General features: G+C 66.7%; 13 protein-coding genes. 6 read left to right on the forward strand and 7 right to left on the reverse strand.

Annotated features, from left to right (window positions below; genetic code table 11):
• The first annotated feature begins 69 nt into the window (after positions 1 to 69).
• Entirely contained in the window at positions 70 to 1281 is a 1212-nt protein-coding gene (locus ACFWFP_RS19440) for an oxygenase MpaB family protein (protein ID WP_379296895.1), read from the forward strand.
• A 92-nt stretch (positions 1282 to 1373) separates the two neighbouring features.
• Here the strand turns inward: ACFWFP_RS19440 and ACFWFP_RS19445 are convergent, their stop codons facing one another.
• From ACFWFP_RS19445 to ACFWFP_RS19455, 3 genes are all read right to left on the reverse strand, one after another.
• The gene (locus ACFWFP_RS19445) at positions 1374 to 2483 is read right to left on the reverse strand and encodes a saccharopine dehydrogenase family protein (RefSeq protein ID WP_379296897.1); all 1110 of its coding nucleotides are present in this window, start codon (positions 2481 to 2483) and stop codon (positions 1374 to 1376) included.
• 804 nt (positions 2484 to 3287) lie between these two features.
• Entirely contained in the window at positions 3288 to 4568 is a 1281-nt protein-coding gene (locus ACFWFP_RS19450; RefSeq protein ID WP_379296899.1) for a cytochrome P450, read from the reverse strand.
• A gap of 127 nt (positions 4569 to 4695) precedes the next feature.
• Positions 4696 to 4878 carry a hypothetical protein gene (locus ACFWFP_RS19455; protein WP_379296901.1) on the reverse strand — a complete coding sequence of 61 codons (183 nt, stop codon included), beginning with the start codon at positions 4876 to 4878 and terminating at the stop codon, positions 4696 to 4698.
• Between ACFWFP_RS19455 and ACFWFP_RS19460 the strand changes: the two genes are divergently transcribed.
• The 4 genes from ACFWFP_RS19460 to ACFWFP_RS19475 all read left to right on the forward strand — a co-directional run bounded on the left by ACFWFP_RS19460 (position 4859) and on the right by ACFWFP_RS19475 (position 7824).
• A complete protein-coding gene (locus ACFWFP_RS19460) occupies positions 4859 to 5242 on the forward strand; it encodes a hypothetical protein (RefSeq protein ID WP_379296903.1) in 384 nt (127 codons plus the stop codon). The two genes, ACFWFP_RS19455 and ACFWFP_RS19460, sit on opposite strands and share 20 nt — an antisense overlap.
• Positions 5243 to 5438: 196 nt before the next feature.
• Positions 5439 to 5798 (forward strand): nuclear transport factor 2 family protein, encoded by a 360-nt coding sequence (locus ACFWFP_RS19465; RefSeq protein WP_379296905.1) that lies wholly within the window; start codon positions 5439 to 5441, stop codon positions 5796 to 5798.
• A gap of 310 nt (positions 5799 to 6108) precedes the next feature.
• On the forward strand, positions 6109 to 7380 hold the full coding sequence (locus ACFWFP_RS19470; protein ID WP_379296907.1) for a PucR family transcriptional regulator: 1272 nt from the start codon (positions 6109 to 6111) through the stop codon (positions 7378 to 7380).
• Between the two features lie 90 nt (positions 7381 to 7470).
• Complete coding sequence (locus ACFWFP_RS19475) at positions 7471 to 7824, forward strand: thioredoxin domain-containing protein (protein ID WP_379296909.1); 354 nt, start codon at positions 7471 to 7473, stop codon at positions 7822 to 7824.
• A gap of 103 nt (positions 7825 to 7927) precedes the next feature.
• On the opposite strand, the gene ACFWFP_RS19480 is transcribed toward ACFWFP_RS19475, so the two are convergent.
• Positions 7928 to 8803, reverse strand: a complete 876-nt coding sequence (locus ACFWFP_RS19480) for a hypothetical protein (RefSeq protein ID WP_379296911.1) — start codon at positions 8801 to 8803, stop codon at positions 7928 to 7930.
• Positions 8800 to 9150 carry a hypothetical protein gene (locus tag ACFWFP_RS19485; protein WP_379296913.1) on the reverse strand — a complete coding sequence of 117 codons (351 nt, stop codon included), beginning with the start codon at positions 9148 to 9150 and terminating at the stop codon, positions 8800 to 8802. The genes ACFWFP_RS19480 and ACFWFP_RS19485 overlap by 4 nt, the downstream gene beginning before the upstream one ends.
• A 70-nt stretch (positions 9151 to 9220) precedes the next feature.
• Here ACFWFP_RS19485 and ACFWFP_RS19490 point away from each other — a divergent pair, with 70 nt between their 5' ends.
• Positions 9221 to 12751, forward strand: coding sequence for a CHAT domain-containing protein (locus ACFWFP_RS19490; protein ID WP_379296914.1), 3531 nt, complete (start codon positions 9221 to 9223; stop codon positions 12749 to 12751).
• Between the two features lie 33 nt (positions 12752 to 12784).
• Here ACFWFP_RS19490 and ACFWFP_RS19495 read toward each other — a convergent pair whose 3' ends face one another.
• Positions 12785 to 15073, reverse strand: a complete 2289-nt coding sequence (locus ACFWFP_RS19495) for a S8 family serine peptidase (RefSeq protein ID WP_379296916.1) — start codon at positions 15071 to 15073, stop codon at positions 12785 to 12787.
• Positions 15074 to 15433: 360 nt separating this feature from the next.
• Entirely contained in the window at positions 15434 to 15859 is a 426-nt protein-coding gene (locus ACFWFP_RS19500) for a hypothetical protein (protein ID WP_379296918.1), read from the reverse strand.
• Positions 15860 to 15869 lie beyond the last annotated feature (10 nt).

Below are 15869 nucleotides of genomic sequence, written 5' to 3' on the forward strand. Positions count from 1 at the left end.
GACTTTAGCAGTCGACCTACTTTGGATATCAGTTGTTATCCAAAATGAAGCGCTCAACGAGGAGTGTCGATGACCACCGTTCCCACCCGTCACCCGGATCGTCCCCACCGCGTCCCGCCCCTCGTCGGCGGCTTCGCGGCGATGCTGGGGGTGCACAGCCCCGACTCGGAGCAATGGCAGCATCTCGGCGAGGGCCTGCTCGTCGGTGACGACGCGATGGATCGGCTGGTGGACTGGATGGTCGCCACGGGCTCGAAGCAGATGCGTCCGCTGTTCGATCGAGCGCTCACCGACGGCATCGCCGCGGTGCCGCAGGCGCCGGATGCGCTGCGTGAGTTCTTCACCGCGGTCGAGACTGTTCCGGCGTGGGTCGATCACGACAAACTCGTGCACGGGGCCAAGGTCCTGCTCACCAGCGGTTCCGACGGCATGTACATCGCGCGCGACGTCGCCATGCTCGGCGGCTACCAGTTCTCCGGCTTCAACAAGACCCTGTTGCGCACAGGAGCGCTGGAAAAGGGCTCCAATCAGCGGTGGGCCGAGACGATGCAGTGGGCGATGGACGTCCTGTCCGACGACGGATTGTCCCCGCGGGGTCTGGGATACCAGTCCACGATCCGGGTGCGACTCATCCATGCCTTCGTCCGCAGGCACGTGGCTGCCATGCCGGATTGGCGGACCGAGGACTGGGGCCTGCCCATCAACCAGACGGACATGGCGGCCACCCTCGTCGGCGCCTTCATCGCACCGGCGATCGGTGGGATGGGCCTGGGTCTGTTGCTCACCCCCGCCGAAACCGACGCTGTCGCGCACCTGGTCCGCTACGTCGGCTGGCTGCTCGGTGTCGAGGAACAGTGGCTGCCGCACTCCTTCCGCGACGGTGTGCGCGTCCTGGTGCACACGCTGTCTGCCTTGGCCGACCCCGACGAGTCGACCCGTCAACTCGCAGTGCCGATGTCACGAGACCCGTTGTCGTGGAACTACGACCGGCTGCCCACGATCCGGCGCCGTCTGGCCTATGCCCAGCATCTGTCGGTGACGGGGACCTTCCTCGGCCGCCACACGATGCGTGCGCTCGGGCTGCCGACGGCGATCGTTCCGTGGTACCCGGCGATCCGCATCCCCGTCAATGTCGCGCGTTCGGTCACCCGGCTGTTGCCCGGCGGGCTCGACCGTGCGGCGACTCGCGGTGCGCGAGAACAGGATCGGTTCATGGGGACGCTGGTCAGCGCCGGACCGACTGTCGGCGCGGCGGCCGCGCGACTCACCCACGCGGCCTAGCGCTGCAACGGATCCGGACAACATGCGTTGTCCGGGGCAAACCGCCGTCCTGATGGGCGAGGAAGGCAGCACGCGGCAGGTGGCAGCCGGTGTCAGGTCGCGTCCGGCTCGATGGAGCTCAGGTGACGCGACCAGCCGGCCTCGCGGGCAGCGGTGTGCAGCGCGTCCAGCCCGAACGCGTCGACCGGGCCGAGCGCGCCGGAGCCCAGGAGACCGCCGCCCAGCGCCGTGTCGGCGGCCCAAGCCAGAATCGCGGCGGTGAAATCGTAGGGATCGCCGCCCTTCAAGGTGACGGTGGCCAATGTCTTGCCTGCCGCGTCCTGAGCTTCGGCGACCACCCAGCTGCGGGTGCGGCGGCGGGCTTCGGCGTCGGGGCCACCGGTTGATCCCTTGACGGTTCGAGCCAAAGCCTCGTCGAGTCCGCGCTTCAGGACAGGCACCTGTGCGACGACCGAGGTCAGTCGCGAGCCGACGTGCAGCCCCTGTGCCGCGATCGGCGGCAAGCCGAGGTACACCTCGACTTCTCGCAGGTGTGGATGGGAGCGAGTCAGCGCGAAATGCTCCGACCCGGGAATCGATACTCCCGGACGGCTTTTCCCGGCGACATCGAAGGAACGCAGACGCGCGCCGGTGCGCTCGGTGACCACCTGTCCGGAGCGGAGCGCGAAGCCGGGTTCGAACAACATCCCCGCCATGGACGCGCGGGTACCACCGCTGGTACCGGGACTTTCCATGAAGTAGCCGATTTCGGCACGCACCGCGGTGGGAGCCTCGCGCAAGGCCAGCCCGGCCGCGAGATTGCCCGGTACGTAGTCGAACCCGAACGCGGTGAGCAGCCCCGCGCCGGCGGCACGAGCGTGATCGTCGTGCTCGAACACGGTGCGGATGAAGGGGCCTTCGCCGGTGGAGTCGATATAGTGCGCGCCCGCGGCGATCGCCGCGGCCAGTGCGGGGTGCCCATGGCGCAGGAACGGCCCGACAGTCGTCACCAGGACATCGCCGCGCCCCAGCAGGGCCCGCACCGACGCGGGATCGGTGACATCGGCGACGGCGGTCCGGCAGCCGCCGAGCTCGTCGGCGAGCTTCGCGAGGGCAGCCCCGTTGCGTCCCGCGAGCACGGGCGAAGCGCCGCGTGCGGTGAGGACTTCGGCCGTCAGGCGTCCGGTGTAGCCGGTTGCCCCGAACAATACAATTTTCGGCATCGCCGTCGTCTCCTCATAGTTGGCCACTTGCCAACGTTACCGGCGCGGGCCGTGATCGAAACAGACTGCGGCGCGGGTCGCCATCCCCTGGCCGTAGCGAGGCCTCGGCACAGTGACCCATTCTTGCCGTCGCGTATCCGCGGCGACATCCATCGGGGCGCCAACACCACCCCGAAACCGTCGAAGGAGTGCCGCAGGTTCTCACTCGCCCCGACGGTCAGGCAGTTCATGGCGGTGCCGGGAGAGGTGACGGAGCCGAGGTTGAACGCGGGGTTCTTCCAGTCCAACGCTTGTTCGACTGCCCGGAACACCAACTTCGCTTGGGCGGCCAGGCCGCGCGGCGAAAATGATGCCCGACTCGACGAGCCCACATCGGCGCTGCCGCTCCCGCTACTGCGACCGTTGTTCAAGACTGTCTTGAACGTTCGTGGCGCCTTCCTCCACTACACCGTCGAGGAGTTTCGCGCCGATCGGGCGGCGGACGACATATGGGCGGATGGCCTGCCCGACCAGGTCGACGGCCCGCCACCCAGGTGGGTGACAGCGTTGCGAGAACCGTAGCCAGCTGCGCCTCGATCTCGGGAGCGATGACCTCGAGAAGCGGTCGGGATGGGGTAGCCGACTCCCCGAGGGCCGTTGTTGGCAACCCGTCGCGGGCATCGACCAGCATCTGGTTCATGAGCGAATCCATCGTGAACAGTCGCCGAATCCCGGACGCGCCCGCCTATGGTCGAGACCTCTCAGAAGCTCGCGGTGCTTCTGATCGTCACAGCCAGTTCGCGTTTCGCTGTGGATGGTGCGCTTTCAGCTGACCAGAATCGGTGCCCCGTCGGACGGCACATGCGTGATGTTGCGGATCCGGCCCCGCGTCGTCGCGGCCGCGGGCAGGGAAAGGACGTGGCGGCGCAAGATCTCCTGGAGCACCGCCGCACCCTCCATCAGCGCGAAACCCGCTCCGATGCACCGGCGTACCCCGCCGCCGAACGGCAGCCAGGTATTCGGCGCCACGCTGCCGTCGAGGAAGCGGCCGGGCCGGAACACCGCGTCCGGGAAGGCCTCGGGCCGCTTGTGTGCGAGCAGGATGGAGGTCGCGACGACGGTTTCAGCGGGCAGGTCGTGGCCGCCGATCGTCATATCGCGGGTGAGTTTTCGCACGACACCTCCGATGACCCAGTGGTAGCGCAGTGCTTCCTTCATCACCGCTTCGAGGTACACGGTGTCGCCGTCGAGCGCGGCCTGGCGGGCGAGGTCCTGCTGGGCGGGGTCGGCGGCCAGTTCGCGTAGCGCCCATGACAGTGCGGCCGAGGTCGTCTCGTGCCCGGCGGCGAGCAAGGTGACCAACTGATCGCGGAGTTCGTCTGGGGTGAGCGGGGTGTCGTTGCCGGCGCCCGGTGCCATCAGTCGCGACAGCACGTCTGCGCCCGTGCCGTCGCTGCCGGTGCGGCGCTGCTCGATCTCGGCGTAGAGGTGGGCGTCCAGACCGGCCCGGTCGTGGTGGAACCGCTTCCAGGGTCCGCGGGTTTGCAGGGCCGGGTATCGGGAACCGAGCAGGGTGAGTGGCGCGATATCGGTAATGCGGCGCATGGGTGGCCCGAGTAGTTCGCGGCGGCGCGGATCGGCGACACCGAGCACCACCTCACCGATGACATCGAGGGTGATCCCGGTCATCGCGTCCAGGCTGCGGACCGTCGACCCGGCCCGCCAGGTTTCCACGTGGGTGGCGGCGATCTGCTCGATCGTCTTGCGGTAACCGGTCAGAGCGGACCCGGTGAAGGCGGGCATCAGCAGGCGGCGGGCACGAGCGTGCTCGGCCTCGTCGGTGATGAGCACCGAATGATCGCCGAGCAGCGGACGCAGGATGCCGTTGCTCTCGCCGGCGTGCAGGTCGGTGGGGGAGGCGGCGAAGATCTCGCGGACGTGTTCGGGGCGGGTGAACACGACCAGATGCCGGGCGTACGGCGGCACCATGCGCAAGGTGAAGGTGTCGCCGTAACGGCGAGCGGTGGCGGTCATGAACCGTTCCCGCGCTTGCACATACCGCATCGTCTGCGCGATCGCGGGTAGTCGGGGGCCGGGCGGGTACATGGCGACGGTCCTTTCCTGGACACCTCACTCCACAGTAACCCCGGATGCTCGGCCGGGCGTCGATCTGGGAGTCCACGTGTTCGCTGCCGCGCGGGCAGCGCGGCGGAATGGCGTTTTGTCCGAATTGTTAGTCTGCGTAGGTGATTTCAGCACGGAAAGGCTTTCCGGCGCTGGCGGGGGCCGCGTTGATTTGTTCGATGGTGGCGTGTTCCAGCGAGAACACCGCCACGACCTCGCCCAGCGCGCCGCGCACCAGCACGACGGCCGGACCGACGCAGACTGACGGCACATTGCCCGATGGAACCGACACCTACGGCTACCGTGATTCGTTCGCCCGATGTCAGGGCACCGAACGGCTGGTGCTGCTGGTCAGTCAGACCACTGGGCACCCGGTGACCACCTTTCAGGGCAGCCGAGTGGGCGGGGACCAGCGATTCGTCGTGTGCGAGGACCGGACCGGCACCCGGATCATGCGGGCTGCGGCACCGGCGCTGCGGCCGGACCCCTTCGAAGGAGCATTCTTCACTTTCACCGCCAATAGTCAGCAGTTCGTGGCCGATGGCATGAAGATCGACCTGGCACGCGCGACGATCACCGTGACCGACGATCCGAAACATCCCGAATTCCGTGCGGTGACATGGACGGTGAACGAATACTGGGCTGCTGTCTACTGATTCGGCCGCTCGGTACCGACCCGGTTGTCATGGGGAACGTCGTCGCCGGGTCAGCGGCTTGACGATCGAGTCTGTTATCGGGGGCCGGACACGGTCGATGCTGACGGCAGGGCCCTTGCCGATACGCCGTCCGACAGTCTCAGCCGAACGCGAACATTGTGGCGGGAGTGCGACATCGGCTGGCAGGGTGAGGCGCATGGAGAACTTACGGGACGCTGAGCGGCGGTTGCAGGCCGCCCAACTCGCAGGGGATGTACAGGCGCTGGATCGTCTGCTGGATGACCGGTTGATCTTCACCTTCGGCGGCGACGTATACACCAAGTCCGATGACCTGGAGCTTCACCGCACCCGGACGCAGGTGATGACAGCCTTGGTCGAAGAAGAACTGAGCGTACTCACCGATGGGCGTGCCGGGGTGACCTGGTTTCTCGGGACCGTCGAGGGGACCGTCAACGGCGAGCCTTTCGGAGCGAGGATGCGGTACACGCGTTCCTGGTTGCACGACGATACGCATGGCTGGCGGATTATCGCAGCACACGCCAGCACGACGGAGTGATGATCCCTGCCGCCCGAATTCGACAGATGAAGCGTGCAGCACCCAGCAGCGATTGACAGTGAATTCATCCTCGACTCGGACCGAAACGTGTGGCATGAGCTTTCTGCAGGAGCCTGCTTTCGCCCGCGATACGCGCGATGCGCTCGTTGGTCGGTCGGAGCGGTGAGTTCTGGCGGTGCGAAGGCTTTGTTCGAAGCTACAGAGAAACTTCGCTCGCCATTGCCTTTTTCACAAGTGAACATCGGGAGATTATCTATATGTCACGGTAGATTGAGGTCTTGCTCAGTGATGTGAGCGGGAAGGATCAATTATGGTTGTCGTGAAATCCATCGCGCCGTTCTTGACCGCTACGGGCCGTCCGGTATCTACCCCGTTGAGGGATGTACGCACGATCTCCCGTCAGATGGTGGGGCATTTCATCGAAAACGTCGTGCCGTGTGCGACATTGCCAGGTGAGGTACTGGACGGTGATGTCACCACCGTGACGCGAGTGTGCTTGGAGTTGACCCGGAGCATGCTCGATGGGCGGGACCTTCCTGGCCGTGTGGAGAGGATTCAGGACGCTGCCGCCGGTTGGGCGCGGGAAGGGATCCCGATCGACACGATCCACAACGCCGTGCAGGAAGGTTTCAGGCTCGGCTTCGATCTCGTCATCACCGATGTCACCAGCCACGATCACGACACGACTATCAAGGTAGCCCGACGGTTGTCCGAAGCTCAGAACATGATCACCTCGGTTGTGTCCGCAGCCTATGTTCGTGAACTGCGGTCCGTTGTCAGTGAGCATCATACTGCTGTCCACTCGCTGACCTCGGCCTTGCTGGGCGGTCAGAGCACCTCGACGATGGCCAGAGAATGCGGTATCAAGATCGCCGACCGATATCACGTCCTCGCGGTCGCGCTTCCGGCGCATCCGGATGAATTCGATCCCGCTCTTGACAGCACAGTGGTTGCCCGACGTAAATTGCGGCGCGTGCAGGCTGAGCTCGCGAACCGGTGCGCGGGCAAGGTGCTGTCGTTGTTGAGCGTCGATGGTGGCACGCTTCTTTTGCCTACATCGGAATTCTCTGAATCGGCTCTCGACGGATTGATCGCCGGGCTGTCCGTTGCTGCTCGTGTACCGGTGCGAGCTGTGGTGATGTCAGCACTCCCTGGGGAGATCCCTCGGGCTGCAGAACGGGTCCATGATCTGGTCGAAATCGTTCACCGGCTCGGCGGCCCGAGCAGAGTGTATCGCCCGCACGAATTGGCGTTCGAATATCAACTCACCCGGCAAGGGGCGGCCCGCGATCACCTGAGTTCGGTCGTCGATGTACTGGAAGCGCATCCGGAATTGCTCCGCACGCTCGAGGTGTATATGTCGACTAACTTGCAGCGTTCCGTTACCGCCCGAGAATTATTTGTCCATACGAATACGGTGGACTACCGATTGAAACGGATAGGTCAGTTGACCGGGTTCGATGTGAGCTCGGTCTCGGGAATATGTCACCTTCGGGCTGCCCTGATAATTCGTAAACATCAGGAAGGTAGTCAGGCGGATGTCCTTAGAGCTGAGGAGGAGTCCAGCTCTTGCGTCGGATGATATCCGTTCAGGGCCAACCAGGGGCGCGGTGTTTGCGGTTCTGTTTTTAGGTTTGACAAAGTCCTGTCTATCGGAACGGCCGAGAGATCGATGAAAGTTCTCGAAGTATTGGAAAACTCCGTACGTTTCCATGAAGTTGTGAATCGGCGAGACTCTGTGTTGATGGTCCTGTTCCATCGGCACCGGGACCCGAATTCGGCAAAGACCAGGCTCGCATATGAGAAAATTGCCGAAACCTGCTGTGTAGCTATGAAGTTCGCAATGATGGAGTTCGATGACTGGTCGAGGGTTGTCGAAGAATTCAGGGTAACGGCCCTGCCGACGATCTTGATCTTTGTTCACGGCGTCGAAACAGGAAGGATCCTCGGATCCCGAACTGAGGCAGAACTGCGCGCAGACCTCGGCCGGGGTGGTCCCCGACTCGGTATCACACTGGACTTCTAGACTCGGCCGTTGTGCGGCGGAGGCGAATGCGCAGCCGAGGGGATGCGCGGAAGTCGTCACAACGGGCAGCCCGCTGGCGGTTCGAGACGATGGCCGACACCAGCTACTGAGGCTGTTTCCGCAGCACCTCGGTCACCTGCTCGCCGATCGCCGGGGTCAACCTGCCTGTCAGCTCGAAGCCGAGCTGGTTGGCGACATCGCGGGCGTACAGGTCGATCGAGGCTTCCACGAGATCCGCGTAAACCCCCACCGCGCGGCGGATTCGACGGCGCGACACCAGCAAAGCCCACGCTCCCGGCACGAGTGCGGGCCACCAGTACACACCGACCGCCAGATAAGCCAAGCCCCACACCGGGGTGCGGGCGGCGGAGGCACACCGTTCCTGGACCGTCGTCACCTCGGTTCGCGCCGCGTCGGGCAGTACCAGCCACAATCGCGGCCACGTTGTGGTCAGGTCGAGTCCTGTGCCACGGCTGACGCGGTCGCCCACGCTCCGTAGCCGGTCGCCGGCCCACGTGGGGCAAGCCGGCTCGATCTCGGAGATCGCGTTGCGTCGCAGCACAGCTCGCTGCGCCTTGCCCTTCGCCCGGCGGTCCGATCGGTCGGCCAGCACCACCTTGACCGCGGCGTCCGCCTTGACCGTCGCACGCCGCCAACGACGGTGGCGCACTGCGGCGAACGGTCTGCCGACACCGGTGTCTGTGGCCGCCCACGCGGCGATCACGATGCCGCCGAGCGCGGTAACCGTCAACCCCACTACTGCGGTGGCGGCGAGGAACGCCGCGGCGGCCCACACCAGCGCGGGACCGGTCGACACCGTCGTCACCCGGGTCCACAACATGGTGAAGTCGAGTGCGTGCGAGGGCCCGAGCGCGACCGCCACCACCACGACTGCCACGAACACTGCGGCGGGCAGCGCGAGCGCGGCAGCCCAGCGGGTAGCCAGGTTCTTGCCGAGCTCGGTGAGAAACGCGTTCACAGAACGATCCTGCGCATCGGCTGCCCGGTGAGCCCGCACCGCGGGCCTTCGTCGATCCCGGCCCGGGTGCACGCACTCGTGGGGCACACCCACGCCGTGACCGCGACATCGCGCGGTCCCCTCCATGGCTCGAAGCCGCGGTGCGCCCGCGTCAGGCTGTCGATGCCGTGTTGGGCGAAGGCGCTGTCGAGCAGGTCGAGGTCAGTTGCGGACACCTCGCCCTGCTCGGCCGCCGCGACGATTCTGGCCAGTACGTCCGCGACGCCGTAGCGGGAAGCGCGTTCGGCGAGCGCCGCTCCGGCTTGCTCGCACAGAACTTCGACTCGGGGACCGGTCGTAGGTGCCATGCCGAATTCGAACCTCCTGCTTAGGGATTCGGATCACGCTACCGTGGACCGAAGGGATCGGGGGCTCCACATGTACGACGACGTTCGGTTGGTGGTCGAGAACTTCAAGTACAGCGGCGACGTCGGCGCGCTGCTCGCCGCCGGCCTGCCGCCACCGCCACACTGTCCCACGCACCTGCTACCGCACCTTGCTCGAGCGCACTGGCACCGGTTCCAGGCGCAGAGCGGGTTCGCCGGGCTGGTCGACCGGGAGATCGCGGCCGCCATCGCGGGCACGCCCGGTGATCTCGCGGTCGCGAGCGTCATCGCCATGCCGGAATACCGGGCGCTGAACGGGGCACGCGACCAGTTCGAGGTCTACCAGGATCGCGACTCGCTGGTGCTGTTCGCGAACGCTTGTACGACGGTGATGAACGCACTCGACGACGAGCGAATGAAAGCCGCGCTCACCGCCGATCACGCCACATTGCTGCTCCTGCTCGACGAGCACGACGGCACCGACACCTACCGCGAGACTGTCGTCAACGGGCTGAACTGGACGATCGCGCACACACCTGGCGACGATCCGCAACGCGCGCGCAGACTGGTCGATCGAGCCCGAGCACAGGACAACGCGGGCCTGCCACCGGGCAAGATCGTCGCCGACTACCGGGCCGCTGCCCGGCTGGCGTTGCGGGAACGCCCGGTGTGGCGCGACGTTGTGCTCGAGCTCGCCCAGTACGAGTTCGATCTCTACACCGACGGTGGAGCGCCCATCCACCTGGCCGGTGCGCTGGTCGCATGCCGTGACCTCGCCGACGCGTTGGAGCGGGACTACGGCGACACAGCCAAGGTGTCCGCGCTCGCGCAGCTCGAGCAAGAGGCCAGCAGGGAGATCGGTCCCGATACAGCGCGATTCCTGATGACCTGCCATCGCGATCCGCGCACTCTGCAGGCGCAGTACGACCTGGTCGAGAGTCTGCGGCGGCAGCCGGTCACCCGGGATGTGCTGGTGCGGCGACGTGACGAGGCGTGGGTGCTCGCTGTCGGCCTGCCGCTGGACCACCCGGACAGGCCGGCTGCGCTGCTGGATCTCTACTTCGCGCACAACGACCTCTGGGATATCGGCGGCGACACCGACGCGATCACGCTCGCCTACGACGCGGTGACCGAAGCGCTGCTCACCACCTCGCCGGACGACGCGCTCCGAGCCCGGCTGCTGAAGGCGCTCGCCCACTGCGCAACGACCGCCGCAATGCGGACCGGCTCCCGCGACGAAGCGAAGCTGGCGGTCGACGCCGCCCGCGCCGCGCTGAACTTACCTGCCGCAGACGACAACCAGCGCGCGCTCCGGCTCTCCGCGCTCGCGTCCGCGCTGATCATGCAATGCAAAGTCGGCGGCAATCCCGCAGCGGGCCGGGAGGCTGTCACCGTCGCAGAGCAGGCCCTCGCGCTGACCCCGCCCGGCGACCCGAATCTCTCGCTGCGCTGGTCGACCCTGTCCAGTGCGGCCGAGAAGGTCGCCGAGGCCGGTGACCACGCCATGTTCACCACAGCTGTCGACGCGGCGGCCTCTGCGGTGTCCACCATTCCGGCGGACGACGTACGCCGGATCGGCATGCTCTACAACTATGCCGGTGCTGTGCAGATGCAGGCAGTCAGCACCGATGTTACGCACGCGGAACCGTTCCATGAGGCCGAACGCGCTTACCGGGCCGCCCTCGCGCTCGTGAGTCCTGAGCACCCCGACGTGCCGCGCATCGAGAGCACCATCGCCGGCGTGCTGTACCACCGGTACCGGCAGTGCGGCGATCTCGGCGCGCTGGACGACTCGCTCGAGCTCGCGGAGAAAGCCGTCGGTCAGACACCTCGAGACCACCACTGGTGGCCGTTGCGTGCCTTCGCGCTCGCGCGCTCGGCTCGTGCGCTCGCCACCTTCGGCGGGCCGGGTGCCGACCGGCTGCGCGAGCTCGCGATCACCCACTACCGGGCAGTTTCCGGCCACCCGGCCACCAGCGCGCAGCATCGGATGATCTGCGAACAGGCCCAAGCCGCGATGTTCGCCGAGACAAACCCGGCAACATGGCTGGACGCGCAGGAACGGGTGATCACCGCCATTCCCGCCACGGTCAGCCGAGGGCTGTCATGGGTCCACAGGGTGCAGGCGGCGCGGCAGCTGCACGGCCTCGCAGACCGGGTGGTGGACGCCGGTGTGCGGGCGGGTCAGCTCGACAGAGCGCTGGAACTGGTCGAACGGTGCCGCGGCGTGCTGTTCGGCGACGCGTGGGGTATCCGCCGGGGCTGGGCACGACTGCGCCGGACACAACCCTCGCTGGCCGAGGAGCTCAGCGAGGTCGAGCGCGAGCTGGCTAAGGCCGACGGGTACGCCGACCTGACGTTTCACATCGAGGTGGAGTTCAAGGGCCGGATCTCCTCCCGGGACTGGGACCCGCGACCACAGGCCGTCGAACAGATCCGGCAGCTCTCGATGCGGCGGGACCGGTTGCTCGCGGAAGCGCGGACGTTGCCGGGGTTCGAGGATCTACTGGTGCCGCCGAATCTCGAAGTCCTGCGCACGCGCACAGCCGGGCACACCGTGGTGATCGTCAGCGCCCAGGGCACCGCGCTCGTGGTCCCCGCCGACCATCGGGAGCCCGTCGAGGCCGTGCCGCTCCGGCAGATCACCGAGACCACCGCCCACTCCCAGGTCAGGCGGTTGCGAGCAGCGCTCGCCGATGTGAAGGACCCGGCGTGCTCGTTCGATCGCCGTGAGCAGGCACAGCTGGATGTGCACGCCGTGCTGGAATGGCTGTGGAACACCACGGCCGGGCCGGTGCTGGACCGAGTCACGGCGACGCGGCTGTGGTGGTGCCCGATCGGCATCATGGCCCAGTTGCCACTGCACGCGGCGGGCAGACACCGCGACGGGGCGGGGCAGACCGTGTTCGACCGGGCCGTCTGCTCGTACACGCCGTCGCTGACCGCACTCGCCGACACGTTGAGCACACCCCGGCCGCACCATGTCCGGCACAGTGCGCTCATCGTCGGCGTCGGCGAGGGCAACGGCGAATCAGTGCTGCCGGGAGCCCGCGCCGAGGCTGAGGCGGTGGCGCGCCTGTTGCCCGGCTCCACGGTGCTCATCGACGCCGCCGCTGACTTCGATGCGATCAAGCAGGGCCTGCACGAGCACGCGATCGCCCATTTCGCCTGCCACGGCCGGGCGGTCAGCTCGGCGAAGCATCCCGACCAGGGTGGACTGGTCCTCAGTGACGGGATGTTCGTGCCCTCGTTCGTGCACGACCTGCGCACCACGCGAGCGCAGCTGGCGTTCCTGTCGGCCTGCGACACCGCGGGCCCCGACCCCGCCCTGCTCGACGAGCCGCTGAACCTGGCGTCGGCGTTCCACCTCGCGGGTTTCCGCGGCGTCATCGGCACGCTGTGGCATACCGCGGACAGCTCCCAGACCGCCGAGGCGATCTACGCCGCGCTTACCGCGCAGGGCACCCGGTCGCCCGACACGGCCGCGGCGGCCACCGCGCTCACCGAGACATTGCGCAGCATGCGGAACGCCTATCCAGCCGTGCCGACCCGGTGGGCCGCACACGTCCACGTCGGCGACTGAGTTACCCGCAGTGGCGGTGGCTGTTCTGGGAAGTCAGCCAGTCGCCGCGCCGAGGATCGCCAGCGCGTAGGGCTGGGGCCCTTGCGCGACGTTCGAGCCGATGACATCGATCCTCCACGTACCCACTGCGGGTGAACCGGCTTCGACGACCTCGACGTTGTTGGCCGAGTCCATCGTGAACCCGGCGCCCTGCCCGCCGTTTCCGGCCCTGGGCGCTCCGTCCGGGCCCCGGACAACGAGATTGAGGTTGTTGACCAACGTCTCACCGGGAAAGTCGCTGTAGGCGAGCACGACCCGCAGCGGAACAGCTGCCGAGGTCACCTCGATCTCGAGGGTATGGAGTTGTCCCGTCGAGATCTTCCTGCCTTGGCGCACCAGCAGCGTGGACGGTGCTGTCGGGGCGACGACCCCGGTGACGTCGACGCATCCGAAGCCCTGGTGGTTGTCGGCCACGGTGGTCGCGGATGCCGTGCCCGGGAGGCGGCGAGCACCGGCGATCACGACGGCCTTGAGGAGGGCACCCGACGGCGTTGCGATGCCCTGGTCGCGGCGAAGGTGCTGGCGCAGGAGCGCGAGTGCGCCCGCGGTCAGCGGCGTGGCCATGCTTGTGCCGCCCATATAGAAGTACTTCGAGGATCCCGGGAACGGCTTCCAGCCTGTCGCGGTGGGGCTGAGCATCGTCGACTTCGTCGACAGGATCCAGGTGCCCGGGGCAACGACGTCGGGTTTGATGCGCCCGTCCGCGGTCGGGCCACGGCTGGAGAAGGCGACGACGTGGTCGGGGTCATCGGCCATCGGAGCGCTGTTGTACGGCGGTGCCGGGTAGTCGTCCGGCCACCAGCTGCCGTAGCGCTCGCTGTCGAAGGAGCGTCGCAGATTCTCACTGGCCCCGACGGTCAGGCAGTTCTTGGCGGTGCCGGGCGAGGTGACGGAGCCGAGGTTGATCTCGCCGTCGCCGTCGGAGTCGCTGCCGTCGTTACCCGCGGCGAACAGGATGCAGAACGATGGGTGCTCCCACATGAACTTGTCGACGGCACGGCACTGGTCGTCGTAGACCCCGGGGTCGCCGCCGCCCCACGAATTGGTGTGGATGCGTGCGCCTTTGTTGTACGCGGGTGTGAACAGGTCGGCGAGGTCGACCGGAATTCCCGCGAGCAGGTAGCGACCGTACTTCGCGACGAACGCCGGGTTCTTCCAGTCCAAGGCTTGCTCGACGGCCTGGAACACCAACTTTGCTTTGGTGGCCAGACCGCGGATCGCCGGTTGCCCCGGCACCGCGCTACTCGCGGCGCCGTCGCCGAGCACCGATCCGGTGACGTGGGTGCCGTGGCCGGAGTCGAGGTCGGACGCTCCGTCGTCGCCGCCGGCGTTGTTGATGTAGGGAGCGAATTCCGAGGTGATCGGAAAGCTCATGACTGCTTTGACGCGACCGGCGAAGTCGGGGTGTACGGGGGAGGTAGTGCCGGTGTCGAACCCGGTGTCGCACACGGCGATCGTCTCGCCGTCGCCGTCGAGAGCAGCGACCCCACTCAGCGTTGCCGGGGTCCCGCGCATGATTGTCGCGGCGACGTCGTTGCTGATGCGATTGATCGGCCGGTTGCGCACCATGCGCACACCATGGACAGCCGACAGGTCGGCCAGTTGCTTTCGCCGAGCCGCATCGGTGCCTTCGGGCAGTTCGACGATAAGCGTCTCCGGGCCGTCTCCGATGATCTTCAGTCCGAGTTTGCGGATCTTCGCCTTGGCGGCGCGTGCCGTGGACGGTGTGAAGAACTCGACCGTGAGGACGTCGGGGAGCAACTTCGTGCGGGGCAGCACGGGCTCGGTGGTCACGTCCAGGCGTGCGCGGTCGGGCAGATGACCGGCCCAGCGCACCTGCGGCAACGCGGCGATCGCCGCGACTTGCTCGGCCGTCGCGCGCACAACCAGCGTGAAACCAGAGCGGGCATCGACGATCGAGGCACCTGCCTTCTCGACCTCTGAGCGCCATTGCGGCTTGATCGGACCGACGAACTGGACGAGGTAGTGGTGCGGTCCGGCGTCCAGGCGCCGGGTGCGCGTGTAGGCGGGGTGGGCAGAAGGCCGGGCTGCGCCGGTTATCCGAGGCAGAGTGGTGTCGATCGAGTCTGTCGTGGCCGGTCCGAGTGGGATCTCGTACTGGGCGGTGATGTCCTCGACGAGGTAGCGCTGACTCAACTCTCGAGCTTCGGCCTCGTTGACCTGTACCAGCGCGAAGGCGTCGTAGTTGGCTGTCACGGTGTGGTCCTGCGCGAGCGCGGCCTGCTCAGGTTTGCTCGCGATCACTTTGAGTGTGCGGTCCATGTCCGACTCCCTCCACGAATGTTTGTTCAAAGCCGAATGACGCTCCCGCTACGCCACTTTCCCGAGGGAACAGTGCGGCCGACTCGGCTGGCCTCTGTCGCGGCCGGTCCGTACTCCTGCCTCCTGAGGCCCTGCCAACTCAACGCCAGTTTGCTCCTCTCGTCCACCGGGGGAGACCGAATCCTCTGCCTGACAAGGTCACACCTCGATGGTGGTCCGAGTGCCTGCTGTGCGCGCGAGTACCCGACTACTCGGATCCTGTGCAACCGCGCCAATGCGCTCCGCGCGCTGTCAGCCGTCCTCGTCGCTGGAGACGAGGTAACGAAATCAGCCAGTTGACGCAGCGGATGGACCCTGCATCTACTGACCGAGGAGCAGGATGCCGGCTGTGAGGAGCGCGAGGACCTTCACGGTTTCCAACCCGATGTAGAGGTGATGTGCGTGTGAACGGGGGACATCCTCACCGGCCAGGACACGGTCGGAACGCCGCGTCAGCCGGGGGCGAACACCTGCCAATTGCACGATAAGCGCCGCGACCGCGGTCAGCGAGGCGGCTACTGCCGCTGCCCGCGTATCGCCGGCGATGACAGCGAGGACCAGTGTTGCGGCCCAGACGATCTCGATGCGGTTCAGGGCACGGAAGACGAGCCGCCCGATTCCAAGCCCGATGCGCACTGTCACGCCGGGTGCCCGGAATTTGAGTGGCGCCTCCAGGAACGAGATGGCCAACACCATTCCCAGCCAGAGGAAGGTCACGGCGATCGCGACCGCGCGCATGGTTGCCATGGGGGACCTT

The organism is Nocardia sp. NPDC060249 (genome assembly GCF_042728755.1).
In the GTDB taxonomy this organism is placed as follows: Bacteria; Actinomycetota; Actinomycetes; order Mycobacteriales; family Mycobacteriaceae; genus Nocardia.